Source organism: Micromonospora sp. WMMD712 (assembly GCF_029581295.1).
Taxonomy (GTDB): Bacteria; Actinomycetota; Actinomycetes; order Mycobacteriales; family Micromonosporaceae; genus Micromonospora; species Micromonospora carbonacea.
The window spans coordinates 2,274,836-2,289,625 of the sequence record NZ_CP120743.1 but is presented as its reverse complement, the minus strand read 5'-3'; the positions used below and the strand labels follow the sequence as shown (position 1 = coordinate 2,289,625).

The following is a 14,790-nucleotide window of genomic DNA, read 5'->3' as shown; positions in this document are numbered from 1 at the left end:
CGCGCCGTGGCAACCTCCGAAGGGGCTCGAATGACGGCAATCGCCAACCGCCTGAATGGGGCGGTAGCTGACGTGGAAAACGCCAATATTGCACGCATTTACGATTACTATCTGGGAGGGCTCTACAACTTCGCCATCGACCGGCAGAAGGCGGAGCGCATCAAGCTGACGCTGCCCAGCGTCGACCTGCTGGCTCGCGGTAACCGGGACTGGCTGCGCCGATCCGTGCGATATCTGGTGGCGCAGGGGGTGGAGCAGTTCATCGACATCGCGGCGGGTCTGCCGACTGCCAACAATACGCACGAGGTGGCGCACGCGCTCAACCCACGCGCGCGGGTGATTTATGTGGACAACGACCCGTCGGCCGTCATCCACGGCGAGGAAATTCTGGCGAAGGAGCCGCTCGTCGCCATGGCGGAAGCCGACGGGAGGCACCCCGAACAGGTGTGGGCACACCCGGCAGTCCGCGATTTGATCGATTTGTCTCAGCCGGTGGGGATCATCCTGGGTGGGCTGCTCGTGTTCGTACCCGACGAGGATGATCCGAAGGGCCTCGTCGCGGCGTACCGGGACGCCCTGGCGCCTGGCAGTTACCTCGCGATCTCCCACCTCACCGCCGACACGGTGGACGCGGAAACGAGAGCACAGGTCGACCGAATGGTCGCCGCCTACCAGGCCGGGGTCGGCGCGACCCTCCACGTGCGGGACGAGGCGACGTTCGCGTCCTGGTTCGAAGGCATGGAACTGGTGGATCCGGGGGTGACCCTGATGGCGGACTGGCGTCCGGACCCGGGCCTGGACGTGGATGCCCAGACGCCGTCGCGGCAGCTCGGCTACGGCGCGATGGGCCGGATCGCCGGCTGATCCGTGACCGCGCACCCGTGTTCGGCACGCTCGCAGGCCGGGTAGGCGGGGTTGCGGGATGGACCGCGCCCCGCCTGCCCGGTCGGCGTCTGGGCCGGGAGGCTCACTCCGGGGTGTCGTCGTCGGTGGGGCGCGGCTGGCGGTACTTCCTGATCCACTCTTCGACGTCCTCGGCCAGCCACACCTTCATGCCGCGCAGCTCCTGGTAGGGCTTCGGGAAGGTGGGATACCGGGCGAGCTGCTGGAACCGCTGCCGCGACACGCCCAGGCGCTCTGCGATCTCGTAGGGCCCCATCAGGGACCCCGGGCCACGGTCCATGAACCGAACGTAGGGCGGTATCGTCTAGCCAATCGGATATTGCCAGTTGACTAACCTGCTGGCTGGCCGGCATGGTGTTCATATGCGGCGAAGGCTCTCGTACTGGGATTATTTGCTCACCACGGCCGTGACTCTGGCCTGTCGGCACAAGCCCGTGTGGTCGTGGGTTCGGTGGCGGTACGTCTGCGCGTGCGGCAACGAGCTGCCCTGCCGGCACCGCCACCGCCTGCCGATCAGCCACCGGCACTGGCCGCACGGGCCGGAGCCCGAGGAGGGGGCGGGGGACTGGGGGGCGGACCGGTCCGGGGACGACGGTGCGGGCGGCGGCGCGGGTGGGAAGCCGTGAGCGCGGCGCGTGATGTCGCCGATGACTCAGCTCCCTATGCCCCGACCGAAGCCCTGCTGCGGGCCGGGACGCTGCTGCACGTGGCCCGGGCGGCGAGCCCGCAGTTCGTCCAGCCGATCTTCTTCCGGCTGATCCGCGTGCACGCCGACTGGGTCACCTACCACGACTGGACCTGGCTCGACGGCTACCAGATCGACGCGCGGGGCGACGCGGTCGCGCGCCGCTCGATCTTTGTGCAGCCGGCTGGGCTGCGGGTGCTGGCTAGTCTGCCGGCTCCGGCGGGCGGCGGGCGAGCAGGGAGAACGCGTTCGGCAGCCGCCCGGACCAGGCCGCCGCCGTGATTCCGCCCGGCCGCCAGAACGGTTCGGGGTGTTCGGCCAGGTGGAGCAGCTCCAGCCCGGCGGCGAGCACCGCGCCGACGATTTCCCCCAGGGTCCACTGGAATTCCACCGCCCCGTTTCCCGGGAACGTGTCGTTGACGAAGCAATCACCGAAGTAACTCCGGTCGGCCCGGATCCGGGGCTCGTCGGCGTCCCAGCTCCACAGGGCGGCCGCCGGGTGTGCCTCGTACACGAACAGGTGGCCCGCCGGCCGCAGCAGCCGGGCGACGTCGCGCGCCCAGGCGGCCAGGTCCCGCATCCAGATCAGCGCGCCCTTGCCCGTGTAGACCAGCTCCGCGCAGCCGTCGCGCAGCGGAGCGCCGGGGAGTTCGGCGACCACGTACCGGCAGGCCAGACCCAGGGTGGCGGCACGCCGGTGCGCCGCGCCGGTCGTCACCGCGCTGTAGTCGACCCCGATCACCGTACGCGCGCCGGCCGCGACCAGGGCCACGTCGTCGAGGCCGTGGCCGCTCTGTAGGTGCACCACCACCGGCGCGGCGCGCAGCAGCGGGCGCAGCAGCTCGATCTCGGACGGGTGCAGCGACGTGCCCTCCCGCGCCTCGCGCAGCAGGCCGTCGTGCTCCCGGACGTACTTCCCGGCGGCGGTCTCCCAGGCGGCCCGGTTGCGTCGCACGGCGTCGTCCACGGCGAACAGTGTCGATGTCTCCGCCCAATATGGCGAGCGGTTTTCACCTTCCGTCGGAACTCCATTGTCGGCCGTCCCTGACTCCGGTCACGAACCATTGTCGGTAATCTGCTGGCGAGATCCACTATGGACGGGTAACGTGCTGCGTCGTCGTCGGCTCCCGTTCATGGGATCGGCGGCTCTCATCGCACCTGCGCAATTCCTCCGACGGTCGGCCGAGCCGCCCGTCCGATACGCCGTGCCCTTATCCGTTCCCCCTCGCCACCCGTTCCGCGGTGGCGGTCGAGCCGAGGAGCCGCCGTGCGCGACCCGGACGCTGACCCGCACGTCAGACCTGCCGCAGCCGACACACCGGCTGCGCCCGTGACACCCACCGACCCCGCGCCCGCCGCCGGGGGCGGGGGCCCCTCCGGCCTCGCGCAGCGCTTCGCCGCCCGGCCCCCGGGATACCCGAGCGTGCTGGTCTGGCTGCGCGCCGGGGTGCTGCGCGACTGGCGCGGCGTGCTGGGCGCGTTCCTGGCCACCTGGTTCTACGTGCCCGCCGCGCTGCTCCTCGGGGTGTCGTGCGCGATCGTGGCCGGCGTGGCCGGCATCGTCAACGGGGGCGGCAACCTCGGCGAGGTGCTGCCGGAGCCGGTGCGGGACGCCCCACTCGTCGGCTCGCTGCTCGACGCGTTCCTCGCCCGCTCCGGCGGGGTGCTCGGCAGCTTCGTCGGCGTCGCGTTCGGCTTCCTCGCCGGCTTCCTGTTCGTGCTGGTCTGGCCCTGGCTCGACGCGTTCGACGAGCCGGCGAACCTGTTCACCGGCCTGGCCGGGATGGTGGGCGCCGCCGCGCTGATCGGCGTGCTTTACACCCTGTACCGGATCATGTGGGAGCCGCGCCTGCTGGCCGTCTCGGGCGCGCGCCGGCTCAGCCGCCGCGAGGCCGAACGGCTCCAACCCGTCCTGCACGACTGCGCGCGTGCCCTCGGCCTGCCCACCGTGCCCCGGCTGCTCATCGAGGACGACCCGGTGCTCACCAACGCCCGCGCGTACGCCCGGCACGTGGTCGTCACCACCGGCCTGCTCGACGAGCCGGACGAGAACGTCGCGGCGTTGCTCAGCCACGAGCTGGTGCACTGGCGCACCGGCGACGAGGTGACCAGCGCGTTCGTCCGGGGCGTGGCGCTGCCCCTGGTGCTGCTGCACGCCGTGCCGACGTGGCTGATGCGCACCTTCCCGCATCCGGCGACCAACTTCGTGGTGTTCGTCTTCTTCTGGCCCGTGCTGCTCACCATGAAGTACGTGGTGCTGCCGCTGCACTCGCGCGACGTGCGGGCCGCCGAGTACCGCGCCGACGCGGGCGCGGTGCTCGCCGGCCACGCCCAGGGCCTGCGGGACATGCTGGAGCGGCGCAAGTCGTTCGAGAGCGGGCGCAGCGGCTGGGACGAGGCGGTCTGCGCCACGCATCCGGCGTCCGAGCTGCGGCTGGACCGGCTGGAAGCGCTCACCCCGGCGGCTGCCGACGGCGTCGTCGCCGCCCCGGTGACCGCCGAGGGCCTGTTCGGGCGGCCGGGGGCGGTCGCGTCCCCACGGGCGATGCTGGTGGCCGGCGCGCTGGCCCTGGCCTGCGCCTTCGGCGGCACCCTGCTCGGGGTGACGCAGTGGGCCCTGTTCCGCCCGGCGCAGGCCGTCGACGGCTACTTCTCGGCGTTGGCCGACCACGACGCCCGGGCGGCCCTGGAGCTGGTGACCCCCGACGCGCGGTCGGCGGTCGGCGACGTCGACCGGCTCGCCGCGTTGGTCGAGGCGGAGGGCTACCAGCCGCCCGACGACGTGGATGTGCTCTCGGTCGACCGGGACGGCGACGAGGCGACGGCGAAGGTCGAGTTCACCCTCGCCGGCCAGCGGGTGCCGGCCGAGCTGTCGCTGCGCCGGGAGGAGTCGGCGACGCTGGGCCTGTTCCACGAGTGGCGGCTCACCGGCGGGCCGGTAGCGCTGGGCGTCCCCGGTGGGCAGGCGGGCCTGACGGTCAACGGGGTGCCGGTCGAGACGCCCCCGGAGGGGGACACCCTCGCGCTGCTGCCCGGCGTCTACACGGTCGGCGGGCAGAGCACGGTGCTCGCGGAGACCCCGGCGCAGGCCGTCGCCATCGTCCCCGGGATGGACAGCGCGGGCCAGGTGCGGCTGGAGCCGGTGCTGGCCCCGGGCGCGCGGGAGGCGGCCGAGGCGGAGGTGCGCAGGCACCTGGACGACTGCGCGGCGCAGAAGGTGGCGGCCCCGGAGGGCTGCCCCTTCCGCTACTACAACGGCAGCACGGTGAAGAAGATCGCCTGGAAGATCACCGAGTACCCGCGGATCGCGGTGGAGCTGACCGGCCCCGCCACGGCCCGGGTGTCGACCCCGTACGACGCGCAGGGGTCGGTGCTGGCGACCGGCACCAGCGACGGCTACTTCGGGGCCAGCCCGTTCAGCGACGACGACTCGTTCGGCGTCGAGGGCGTCCTGTCGGTGGTCGACGGCAGGATCACGTTCCTGCCCAACGGCGAGTGAAGGAGAGCGACCACGTGACGGAGAGCTCGACGGGGGCGTCGGCCGGGGCGCGGCAGCCGGTGCGGCTGGTGCTGACGCCGCGCGCCGCCCGGCCGCCCCGGGTGCCGCTGCTGAGCTGGATCCACCAGCGCCCCGAGTTCCGCGCCGCCGTGCGCGCCGCCGGGGGCGGGCGCTCCGGCGGGCGGCCCGGGTTCAGTGACGCCGTGATCATCGCGGTGGTGGCGCAGGCGCTGCTGCCGGGGCTGTTCAACCTGTTGCAGAGCTGGGTGGACCAGCAGCGCACCGAGGTGAGCGTCCGGGTGCAGGCGGGGGAGTCCGAGGTGGAGATCCAGGTCAACGGCCGCACGGACGCCACGAAGCTGATCGACCAGGCGACCCGGGCGCTCCGCCAGGCGGCCCAGTCCGGCGAGGCTGCCGGGTCCGGCAAGGCGGCCGGCGAGGTGGGCGCTGGCGGGTAGCCAAGATCATGTCGGGGAGGTGGTGGTATCCACGGGGGATTGATACCGCCACCTCCCCGACACGAAGTCGATCATGAGTTCGGGTCGCCGGAATTCGCGCTGGGCGCGACAATCTGTTACTCATGCGTAACTTTTCATTGACGTGACTGGATTGCCGGCCCCATCATCTTTCCACGATCGATCGGAACGCTCTCGCCTCCACCCGGCCCCCGCCGGGACACCCCCACCAGGAGGTGCAGCCATGCTGCTCCGGAAGATCCTCGTCGCCCTCGCCGCGTCCACCGCCACCGCCGCCGCGCTGGCCGCCCCGTCCCCGGCCGCCGCCCGGGCCGCCGCTGCCGGCAACCCCGTCATCGTCGTCGCCGGGCTCAGCACCCCCGCCCTCGGCTACGAGCCGCTCGCCGCCCGCCTGCGCGCCGGCGGCTTCCGGGTGTCGATCTTCCAGCTGCCCGGCCTCGGCCTCGGCGACATCGCCGACTCCGCGCGGGCCTTCGGAACGTACGTCGACCAGGTGCGCGCCGCCACCGGAGCGGCCCGCGTCGACCTCGTCGCCCACTCCGAGGGCGGCCTGGTCTCCCGCTATCTCATCCGCAACCTCGGCGGCGACACGAAGGTCGGCCGGTACGTCAGCCTCGGCACCCCGCACTACGGCACCTACGTCGCCGACATCGCCAAGTTCCTCGGCCTCGGCAGCTGCCTCGGCATCGTCGCCTGCCAGCAGATGGCCATCGGGTCGAGCTTCCTCACCGCCCTCAACGACGGCGACGACACCCCGGGCGACGTGCGGTGGACGGCCGTGCGCACCCTCCAGGACGAGCTGGTCCGGCCCGTCGACAACGCGACCCTCGCCGACGGGGCCACCAACGTGCTCATCCAGTCGTGGTGCCCGCTGCGGCTCGTCGGGCACCTCGGCCTCGTCCTCGACGGCACGACGTACACCGTCGTGCGGGGCGCGCTCACCGACTCCCCGGTGCGCCCCGACTGCTACGCCCTCTGACTCTGGCCCACGGGCGCCCTCGGGCCCCGCGCGCCGGTTCAGGCCGCCTTCGCGAGGGCCGCGTACTCGTCGTCGGTGAGCTGCACCTGGGCGGCGGCCACGTTCTCCTCCAGGTGCGCCACCGACGACGTGCCCGGGATGGGGAGCACGACCGGCGAGCGCCGCAACAGCCAGGCGAGCGCGAGCTGCGCGGGCGTCGCGCCGTGGTCGGTGGAGATCGCGTCCAGCGGGCCGCCCGGCTTCGCCAGGTTGCCGGTGGCGATCGGGAACCACGGGATGAACGCCAGGTCGTTGCGCTCGCAGTGGTCGAGCACGTCCTCGGCGCTGCGGTCGGCCAGGTTGTAGAGGTTCTGCACCGACACGATCGGCGTGATCCGGCGGGCCTGCTCGATCTGCGCGACGGTCACCTCGGACAGCCCGATGTGCCGGATCTTGCCCTCCTGCTTCAGCAGCGCCAGCTCGCCGAGCTGGTCGGCCAGCGGCACCTTCGCGTCGATGCGGTGCAGCTGGTAGAGGCCGATGGCCTCCAGGCCCAGGTGGCGCAGGCTCAGCTCGCACTGCTGGCGCAGGTACTCCGGCCGGCCCACCGGCCGCCAGTCGCCGGGCCCGGAGCGGGTCAGCCCGGCCTTGGTGGCGATGACCAGGTCGTCGGCGTACGGGTGCAACGCCTGCCGGATCAGCAGCTCGGAGACGAACGGCCCGTACGAGTCGGCGGTGTCGATGAACGTCACCCCCAGCTCGTACGCCCGGCGCAGCACCCGCACCGCCTCCTCCGGGTCCCGCGGGTCGCCCCACACGCCCGGCCCGGTGAGCTGCATCGCCCCGTAGCCGAGCCGGTCGACCTGGAGGTCGCCGCCGATCCGGTAGGTGCCGGAGGCCTTCGCGGGCTGCCTGCCAGCGTCGTCACCCATGAGTCGAACCCCAATCCTGTGCGTGTCGTCCGGTCGATTGTGCTCCCGTACCCGGCCCGCCCGGAGTCAGTCGGCCAGGATCAGGTCGGCCGCCCGCCAGGCCAGCGCCATCACCGGCGCGTTGAGGTACCCGGACACCAGCACCGGCAGCACCGAGGCGTCCACCACCCGCAGCGCGTCGACGCCGCGTACCCGCAGCCGGGCGTCGACGACGTGCTCGTCGGAGGGGCCCATGCCGCAGGTGCCGACGGCGTGGTAGCCGCAGTAGCCCAGCGCCAGCGCCGCCTCGACGATCTCCCGGTCGCCGCGCACGGCCGGGCCGGGCACCGTCTCGGCGGCGATCCGCCCGGCGACCGGCGCGGTGGCGAACAGCTCCCGCATCCGGCGGAACGCGTCCACCAGGACCCGCCGGTCGTGCCCGGTGGCGAAGTAGTTGGCCACGATCCGCGGCGGCGTGCCCGGGTCGGCCGAGGAGATGGCCAGGCTGCCCTCGCTGTCGGGCCGGGTGACCGTGCACAGCCCCATCATCCCCGCCTCCGTCTCCAGCTCCAGCGCGTGACCCGGCCGGGGCGGGGCCGCCGAGAACGGCGCGACCAGCAACTGGGCGTCCGGGTGGTCGACGTCCGGGGCGGACCGGATGTGCGCCCCCACGTCGTGCACCGGCAGGCTCAGCGGGCCCCGCCGGGTCAGCGCGTAGCGCAGCGTGGCCAGGCCCTGCCCGAGCAGGCTGCCCAGCATGTGGTTGTAGCCGCCGTCGCCGACCAGCCGGAACTGCACCGGCGCCGACCGGTGCTCGCGCAGGCCGAGGCCCACCCGGGGGCGGTCGAGCAGCACGTCGACGCCGGCCCGGCGCAGCGTGTCGGCGGGCCCGATGCCCGACACCTGCAACAGCTGCGGGCTGGCGATCGCCCCGGCGGCGAGGATCACCTCCGCCGAGGCCGCGTAGTCGACGGTGCGGCCGCCGCTGCCGGCCCGTACGCCGATCGCCCGGCCGCCGTGCACCAGGATCCGCCGCACGGCCGTGCCCACCGCGACGGTCAGGTTCGGCCGGTCCCGCACCGGGTGCAGGAACGCGTCGGCGGCGCTGACCCGGCGGCCGTCGCGGATGGTCGCCGTGACGTACCCGATCCGCTCGTCCTCGGTGGCGTTGAGGTCGTCGGACCGACGCCAGCCGAGCGCCTGACCGGCGGCGATCACGTCCTCGCAGAGCCCGTCGGTGCCGGTCGCCGTCGACAGCCGCAGCGGCCCGCCGGCCCCGCGCGCGGGCGACGCGCCCAGCGGATGGTCCTCCAGCCGGGTGAAGACCGGCAGCATGGTGTCCCACCCCCAGCCGGGGTTGCCGAGGCGTTCCAGGCCGTCCCAGTCGAGGCGGTCGCCCCGGCCGTAGACCATGCCGTTGAGGGAGCTGGACCCGCCGACCAGCCGGCCGCGCTGCCACACCTCCCGCCGCCCCGGCGCCGCCTCGGCCGGGTAGTGCCAGGCGGTGCGCCGGTCGTCCATCAGCCGGCTGAACGCCTTCGGGATGCGCACGAACGGGCTGCGGTCCCACCCGCCGGCCTCGACCAGCAGCACCCGGGTCGCCGGGTCCGCGCTGAGCCGGTTGGCCAGCACGCACCCGGCCGCGCCCGCGCCCACCACGACGTAGTCGAACTCCTCCACGCGATCCCTCACTCACCACCGGTTACGAGAATCCCTCAGAAGGTAGTGGCTTGATCACTGTGGGGGAAAGGGCGTGGGGGAACGGGCGGCCGGGTCGACGTGCCGCAGCACCACCAGCGCCTGGTCGTCCTCGGCTCCGGCCAGCCTGCCCAGCAGCGCGTCGGCGACCGCCTCCACCGGGGCGTCGCGGACCGTGTCGACCACGCCGCACAGCTCCGCGAGCCCCGCGTCGTACGTCCGCCCGCGCCGCTCCACCAGCCCGTCGGTGTACGCCACCAGCAGGTCACCGGGCCGGAACGGCACCGTCGTCACGGCCACCGGCTCCCGCACCATGCCCAGCGGCAGCGAGGCGGCCGTCTCGATCGGCGTCGGCGTCCCGCCGGAACGCGCGAGCACCGGGTGCGGATGGCCGCCCCGGGCCACCGCCGCCTCGCCCGCGGCCGGGTCGACGACCATCGCCACGCAGGTGCCGAGGAACCCCGCGCCGATCAGGTCGGTCAGCCGGGGGAAGACCTCGCCCAGCGGCACCCCGAGCCGGATCAGCGTGTTCACGATGGTGCGCAGCTGCGCCATGTCGGCGGCGGCCTCGACCTGGTGGCCGACCACGTCGCCGACGACCACGGCCAGCCGGTCGCCGTCGAGCCGGATCAGGTCGAACCAGTCGCCGCCGAGGTGCATGCCGCTGACCGCAGGCCGGTAGCGGGTGGCGACGTCCAGGGTGGGCGGCGCGGTCCGCGCCGAGGTGCGCAGCCGCCCGGCCAGCCGGGTCACCAGGTCGTGCTCGGCGGCGGCCAGCCGGGTCCGCTCCAGGGTCTGTTCGCACAGGTCGGCGACGGTGTCCAGCAGGGCCAGGTCGCTCTCGCGCAGCGGGCGTCGCCGGGGCCAGCCGAACCCGAGCGCGGCGATCGGCCGGCGCTGGGCGTCGAACAGCGGCAGCGCGACCGTGGTCACCATGCCGTGTGCCCCCGCCGTGTCGGTCCCCTCCGGGAACCGGTCGGCGAACTCGGCCCGGTCGTGGATCACCACCCGCTCCCCGGTGCGCAGCGCGGTGGCCAGCGGACGGGGGTCGTCGACCGTCATCTCGTCGTACGCGGCAAGCAGCCCCGCCGGCACGTCCTCGCCCGCCCACAGCCGCAGCCGCCGCCCCTGGCCGGGCACCGCCAGCCCCGGCAGCCGCGCCCCGAGCACGGCGGGCGCGCCGGCGAGGACGACCCCGATCGCCTCCGTGGTGGAACGGGTGGCGCTGAGCCGCGCGGCGAAGTCCGCCATCAACTGCGCCGAGCCGGTCAGCTCGGCCCGCTGCAACGCCTGGCTGACCAGCCCGGCGACCGCGTCCAGCAGGGTGCGCGGCTCCTCGTCGGCGGCCACCGGGTGCGCCCAGCGCACGTCCACCGCGCCGAGCGCGCCGCCGTCGGCGTAGCGCAGCGGGAGGGCGGTCCCGCCGTCCCCGTCCCTCGTGGCGGCGACGGCGACCGGCGCGTTGTGGCGTACCGCGCGGGCCAGCGGGTCGTCGGCGGCCAGGTCCAGCCGGCCGGGCCCGCCGTCGCCGGCCACCTCCAGCACGACCGCGCCCGGGTCGGCCGTCGCCACGCGCAGCGCGCCGGCCCCGAGCAGCGCCGGGGCGGTGCGGCACACCACGTCCACGATCCCCGCCCGGCCCCGGGCGAAGCTCAGCGCGCCCGCGAGCCGGGCGAACGCCTCCGCCTGACGCAGCGTGCGCCTGCGGTCGTCGACCTCCCGGGCCGCCGGGGCGTCGGCCCGCGGCGCGGAGCCGGCGGGCCGGGGCGACGGCACCGGCCGGCCGCCGACGCCGGGCATGCCCCCGCCGGCCGGTGGCTCCGCGGTGGCCGGCGCGTCGGCGGCGCGGGAGGGGCCCGCCGTGGCCGGCGCGTCCGGGGCGTGCGGGCTCACGGTGACCGCCGTGAGGACCCCGCCGGGCGTGCCCGACTCGTCGATGACCGGGCTGTGGGCGAAGGTGAGCCGCCGCCCGCCGGCGGGGCCGTCGCCGCCCGGCGGCGACCACCGCGCCGGGCGGGTGACGGTCGCCCCCGCCAGGACGTCGCGCAGCACGGGGCCGAGCACGTCCCAGCAGCCCGGCCAGACCTCGGCGCCCGGTCGGCCGAGCGCCGTGGGCCCGGCGTCGCCCAGCAGGGGCAGGCACGCGTCGTTGTGCAGCACCACCAGCTCCCCGCCCCAGCACAGCAGGACGGGAACGGGGGAGCGCAGGCAACTGGCCACGGCGGTGCGCAGGCTCTGTGGCCAGGCGTGCACGGGGCCCAGCGGGGTGGCCGCCCAGTCATGGCGGGCGACGCGGACGCCCGTCTCGCCGGCGGCGGCGAAGACGGCCCGCCAGTGCGCGTCGTCCGCCCGTCGCTGGGCCGGCTGCCGGCGGCGACGCACGGGCGGGCCCGGGGCATCGTCGGCCCGCTGCGCGTCGTCCGCCCGCTGCGCGTCGTCCGGCGGCGGCCCGGCGGGCGGGGACGTCGTCCCCCCGCGGCCTCCGCTCGCTGCCCCCGGCACCGTTGCCATCCCCTCGGACCGTACCAGCGGGCCCGGCCCGTCACCCCGGGGCGATCCGGCGGCTGCCGCCCGGCAGTTGCGCCGAGCGGCCCCGGCGGCGGGGCGGCGCGTGCGAGGCTGGGTCGGGGCGGGTCCGCGGGCGGGGCGCGGGCCGGCAGCGGGGCAGGGGGACGCCGTGACCGGGATGCCGCAGGTCGACTTCGCGCTCGACACCTACGAGTGCATCGTGCTCTACCCGGGCCCGTCCGGGCGGGCCCTGCCCGACGAGACGGTCCAGCGGTTGCAGGCCGAGCACACCGAGCACATGCGCGCGTTGCAGCGGCGGGGGATCGTCCTGGTCGCCGGCTCGATCGACGGCCCCGGGCGCGAGCCCGACCCGCCGATCGGCTTCGGCCTGGCCCGCACCGGCTCCGTGGACGACGTGCGCAGCGTGATGGAGGCCGACCCTGCGGTGCAGGCGGGGCTCTACGCGGTCGACGTGATGACGTTCCTCTGCCCGGCCGGGTCGGTGGAGTTCCCGCTCGCCCGCATGCAGAGCTGACCGCCCGGCCCGCCGGGGGCCGCTGTCGTGATCGTGACGGCGGTCACCGGCCGTGCGCTGCTAGCGTCGGCCCCGGCGGCGGGGAGCGCGCCCATGGGAGGTGACACCGGGCGGTAGGATTCCCGGCGCGCGGTCGCCGATGCCCGCCGACACACGACGACTCCGGACGATGCCTCCGGTGCGGTTTCGCCCGATTTCCCTGCCCGGGGCGAGACGCGTCGTCGGATCCTGTTCCGAAGTCCGAAAGGGGTCGGCCCGCAGACCGACCCGGAGGAGAGACTAGCCTGATGGGCGTGACACGCCGCGCGAAGATCGTCTGCACCCTTGGCCCCGCCACCTCGTCACCGGAGCGCATCCGGGGGCTCGTCGACGCGGGCATGAACGTGGCGAGACTCAACTTCAGCCACGGCAGCCACGCGGACCACGAGGCGGTCTACCGACTCGTCCGCGAGGCCGCCGACGCCGCCGGCCGGCCGGTGGCCGTGCTCGCCGACCTCCAGGGCCCGAAGATCCGGCTCGGCCGGTTCGCCGACGGCCCGCACGAGTGGCGCACCGGCGACTCGGTCGTGATCACCGGGGACGAGGTCCTCGGCACGAAGGAGCGGGTCTCCTGCACCTACCGCAAGCTGCCGCAGGAGGTGAAGGCCGGCGACCGGCTGCTCATCGACGACGGTCGGGTGGCCGTCGAGGTCAGCGAGGTCGTCGGCAACGACATCCGCTGCCTGGTCACCGAGGGCGGCCCGGTCTCCAACAACAAGGGCGTCTCGCTGCCGAACGTGGCGGTCAGCGTCCCGGCCCTGTCGGACAAGGACGCCGAGGACCTGCGCTTCGCCCTCGGCCTGGGCGTCGACATGATCGCCCTGTCCTTCGTCCGCTCGGCGGAGGACATCAAGCTCGTCCACAACATCATGGACGAGGAGGGCGTCCGCCGCCCGGTGCTGGCCAAGGTCGAGAAGCCGGAGGCGGTCGACCACCTGGAGGCGATCGTCCTGGCCTTCGACGGCGTCATGGTCGCCCGCGGCGACCTCGGCGTCGAGCTGCCGCTGGACCAGGTCCCCCTGGTGCAGAAGCGCGCCGTGCAGCTGTGCCGGGAGAACGCCAAGCCGGTCATCGTGGCCACCCAGATGCTCGACTCCATGATCGAGAATTCGCGGCCGACCCGCGCCGAGGCGTCCGACGTGGCCAACGCGGTGCTCGACGGCGCGGACGCGGTCATGCTCTCCGGCGAGACCAGCGTCGGTAAGTACCCGGTGCTCACGGTCAGCACCATGGCCAAGATCATCACGACGACCGAGGCCGGCTCGATCGGGGTGCCCCGCCTCCAGCACGACCCGCGCACCCACGGCGGGGCGCTCACCGTCGCCGCGTCCTCGATCGCCCGGGCCATCGGCGCGAAGGCCCTCGTCGCCTTCTCGCAGACCGGCGACACCGTCAAGCGGCTCAGCCGGCTGCACTGCGACCTGCCGCTGTGGGCGTTCACCCCGGTGCCCGAGGTGCGCAGCCAGCTCGCCCTCTGCTGGGGCGTCGAGACGTTCCTGATGCCGTTCGTCGAGCACACCGACGACATGTTCCGCCAGGTCGACCAGGCGCTGCTCGGCCTCGACCGGGCCAACCCCGGCGACTACGTGGTCATCGTCGCCGGCAGCCCGCCCGGCACCCCCGGCTCCACCAACACCCTGCGGGTGCACCAGCTCGGCTCGCTGGTCGACGCGGCGTCCGCGCGGGCGTTGCAGTGACCGACGGGGCGACCGTCGGCCAGGCGGCCGTCGACCAGCTGCTGGAGGTCCTCGACCTCGAACACACCGGCGCGATGGCCTTCCGGGGGATGAGTCCCCCGGTCGGCCCGCAACGGGTGTACGGGGGTCAGGTCGCCGGTCAGGCCCTGGTCGCCGCCGGCCGCACGGTCGCCCCCGAACGGTTCGTCCACTCCCTGCACGGCTACTTCGTCCGCCCCGGCGACCCGGCCGAACCGATCACCTACCAGGTGGAGAACGTCCGCGACGGCCGGTCGTTCTCCGTGCGCCGGTCGGTGGCGCTCCAGCACGACAAGCCGATCTTCTTCATGTCGGCGTCGTTCCAGCGGCACGAGGAGGAGGGGCTCGACCACCACGCCCCCACCCCGCCCGACGTGCCGGCCCCCGACGACGTGCCCACCATGAGCGACCGTCTCGCCCGCTACCCCGAGCGGCTCGGCATCTGGGGGCAGATCCCCCGCCCGATCGACGTGCGCTACGTCGGCGAGCCCGGCTGGGTCCGCCCCGGCGACCGCCCCGCCGACCCCCACCAGCGGGTGTGGATGCGCATCGACGGCAAGCTCCCCGACGACCCGCTGCTGCACGCCTGCGCCCTGACGTACGCCTCCGACCTGACCCTGCTGGACTCGGTGCTGTCGGTGCACGGCGAGGTCTGGGGCCCCGGCGGCGTGGTCGGCGCGAGCCTCGACCACGCCCTGTGGTTCCACCGGCCGTTCCGGGCCGACGAGTGGTTCCTCTACGACTGCTGGAGCCCGTCGGCCTCCGGCGCCCGGGGGCTGGCCACCGGCCGGATGTTCACCACCGACGGCCGGCACATCGCCAGCGCCGTGCAGGAGGGCCTGCTGCGCCGCGTCGGCGGCTGA

Annotated in this window: 13 protein-coding genes; 8 read left to right on the top strand and 5 right to left on the bottom strand. The window is 74.4% G+C overall.

Translation table 11 applies throughout. The features are described from left to right. Positions 1-30 precede the first annotated feature (30 nt). Positions 31-864 carry an SAM-dependent methyltransferase gene (locus O7633_RS09460; protein ID WP_282327390.1) on the top strand — a complete coding sequence of 278 codons (834 nt, stop codon included), beginning with the start codon at positions 31-33 and terminating at the stop codon, positions 862-864. A 103-nt stretch (positions 865-967) separates the two neighbouring features. Here the strand turns inward: O7633_RS09460 and O7633_RS09455 are convergent, their stop codons facing one another. Then, complete coding sequence (locus O7633_RS09455) at positions 968-1,183, bottom strand: hypothetical protein (RefSeq protein WP_282327389.1); 216 nt, start codon at positions 1,181-1,183, stop codon at positions 968-970. Between the two features lie 342 nt (positions 1,184-1,525). Here O7633_RS09455 and O7633_RS09450 point away from each other — a divergent pair, with 342 nt between their 5' ends. Next, on the top strand, positions 1,526-1,870 hold the full coding sequence (locus O7633_RS09450) for a hypothetical protein (RefSeq protein ID WP_278128085.1): 345 nt from the start codon (positions 1,526-1,528) through the stop codon (positions 1,868-1,870). On the opposite strand, the gene O7633_RS09445 is transcribed toward O7633_RS09450, so the two are convergent. Beyond that, a complete protein-coding gene (locus tag O7633_RS09445; RefSeq protein WP_278128083.1) occupies positions 1,791-2,555 on the bottom strand; it encodes a class I SAM-dependent methyltransferase in 765 nt (254 codons plus the stop codon). The two genes, O7633_RS09450 and O7633_RS09445, sit on opposite strands and share 80 nt — an antisense overlap. Before the next feature lie 363 nt (positions 2,556-2,918). Here O7633_RS09445 and O7633_RS09440 point away from each other — a divergent pair, with 363 nt between their 5' ends. The 3 genes from O7633_RS09440 (at position 2,919) to O7633_RS09430 (ending at position 6,542) form a co-directional block, all read left to right on the top strand. Next, positions 2,919-5,087: a M48 family metalloprotease gene (locus tag O7633_RS09440; protein ID WP_282327387.1), complete on the top strand. Its 2,169-nt coding sequence runs from the start codon at positions 2,919-2,921 to the stop codon at positions 5,085-5,087. Positions 5,088-5,101: 14 nt separating this feature from the next. After that, complete coding sequence (locus O7633_RS09435; protein WP_278128080.1) at positions 5,102-5,545, top strand: hypothetical protein; 444 nt, start codon at positions 5,102-5,104, stop codon at positions 5,543-5,545. Positions 5,546-5,786: 241 nt separating this feature from the next. Continuing rightward, entirely contained in the window at positions 5,787-6,542 is a 756-nt protein-coding gene (locus O7633_RS09430) for an alpha/beta fold hydrolase (protein WP_282327385.1), read from the top strand. A 38-nt stretch (positions 6,543-6,580) separates the two neighbouring features. Here the strand turns inward: O7633_RS09430 and O7633_RS09425 are convergent, their stop codons facing one another. The 3 genes from O7633_RS09425 to O7633_RS09415 all read right to left on the bottom strand — a co-directional run bounded on the left by O7633_RS09425 (position 6,581) and on the right by O7633_RS09415 (position 11,641). After that, complete coding sequence (locus O7633_RS09425; RefSeq protein WP_282327383.1) at positions 6,581-7,453, bottom strand: aldo/keto reductase; 873 nt, start codon at positions 7,451-7,453, stop codon at positions 6,581-6,583. A 66-nt stretch (positions 7,454-7,519) separates the two neighbouring features. Then, complete coding sequence (locus O7633_RS09420; RefSeq protein ID WP_278128075.1) at positions 7,520-9,124, bottom strand: GMC family oxidoreductase N-terminal domain-containing protein; 1,605 nt, start codon at positions 9,122-9,124, stop codon at positions 7,520-7,522. 42 nt (positions 9,125-9,166) lie between these two features. Beyond that, positions 9,167-11,641: a GAF domain-containing SpoIIE family protein phosphatase gene (locus tag O7633_RS09415; protein WP_282327378.1), complete on the bottom strand. Its 2,475-nt coding sequence runs from the start codon at positions 11,639-11,641 to the stop codon at positions 9,167-9,169. A 175-nt stretch (positions 11,642-11,816) separates the two neighbouring features. On the opposite strand from O7633_RS09415, the gene O7633_RS09410 reads away from it, so the two are divergent. The 3 genes from O7633_RS09410 (at position 11,817) to O7633_RS09400 (ending at position 14,790) form a co-directional block, all read left to right on the top strand. Next, positions 11,817-12,173, top strand: coding sequence for a YciI family protein (locus O7633_RS09410; protein ID WP_221487087.1), 357 nt, complete (start codon positions 11,817-11,819; stop codon positions 12,171-12,173). Positions 12,174-12,460: 287 nt separating this feature from the next. Continuing rightward, positions 12,461-13,909 (top strand): pyruvate kinase, encoded by a 1,449-nt coding sequence (gene pyk / locus O7633_RS09405; RefSeq protein ID WP_074474391.1) that lies wholly within the window; start codon positions 12,461-12,463, stop codon positions 13,907-13,909. After that, on the top strand, positions 13,906-14,790 hold the full coding sequence (locus O7633_RS09400; protein WP_074474390.1) for an acyl-CoA thioesterase II: 885 nt from the start codon (positions 13,906-13,908) through the stop codon (positions 14,788-14,790). The genes pyk and O7633_RS09400 overlap by 4 nt, the downstream gene beginning before the upstream one ends.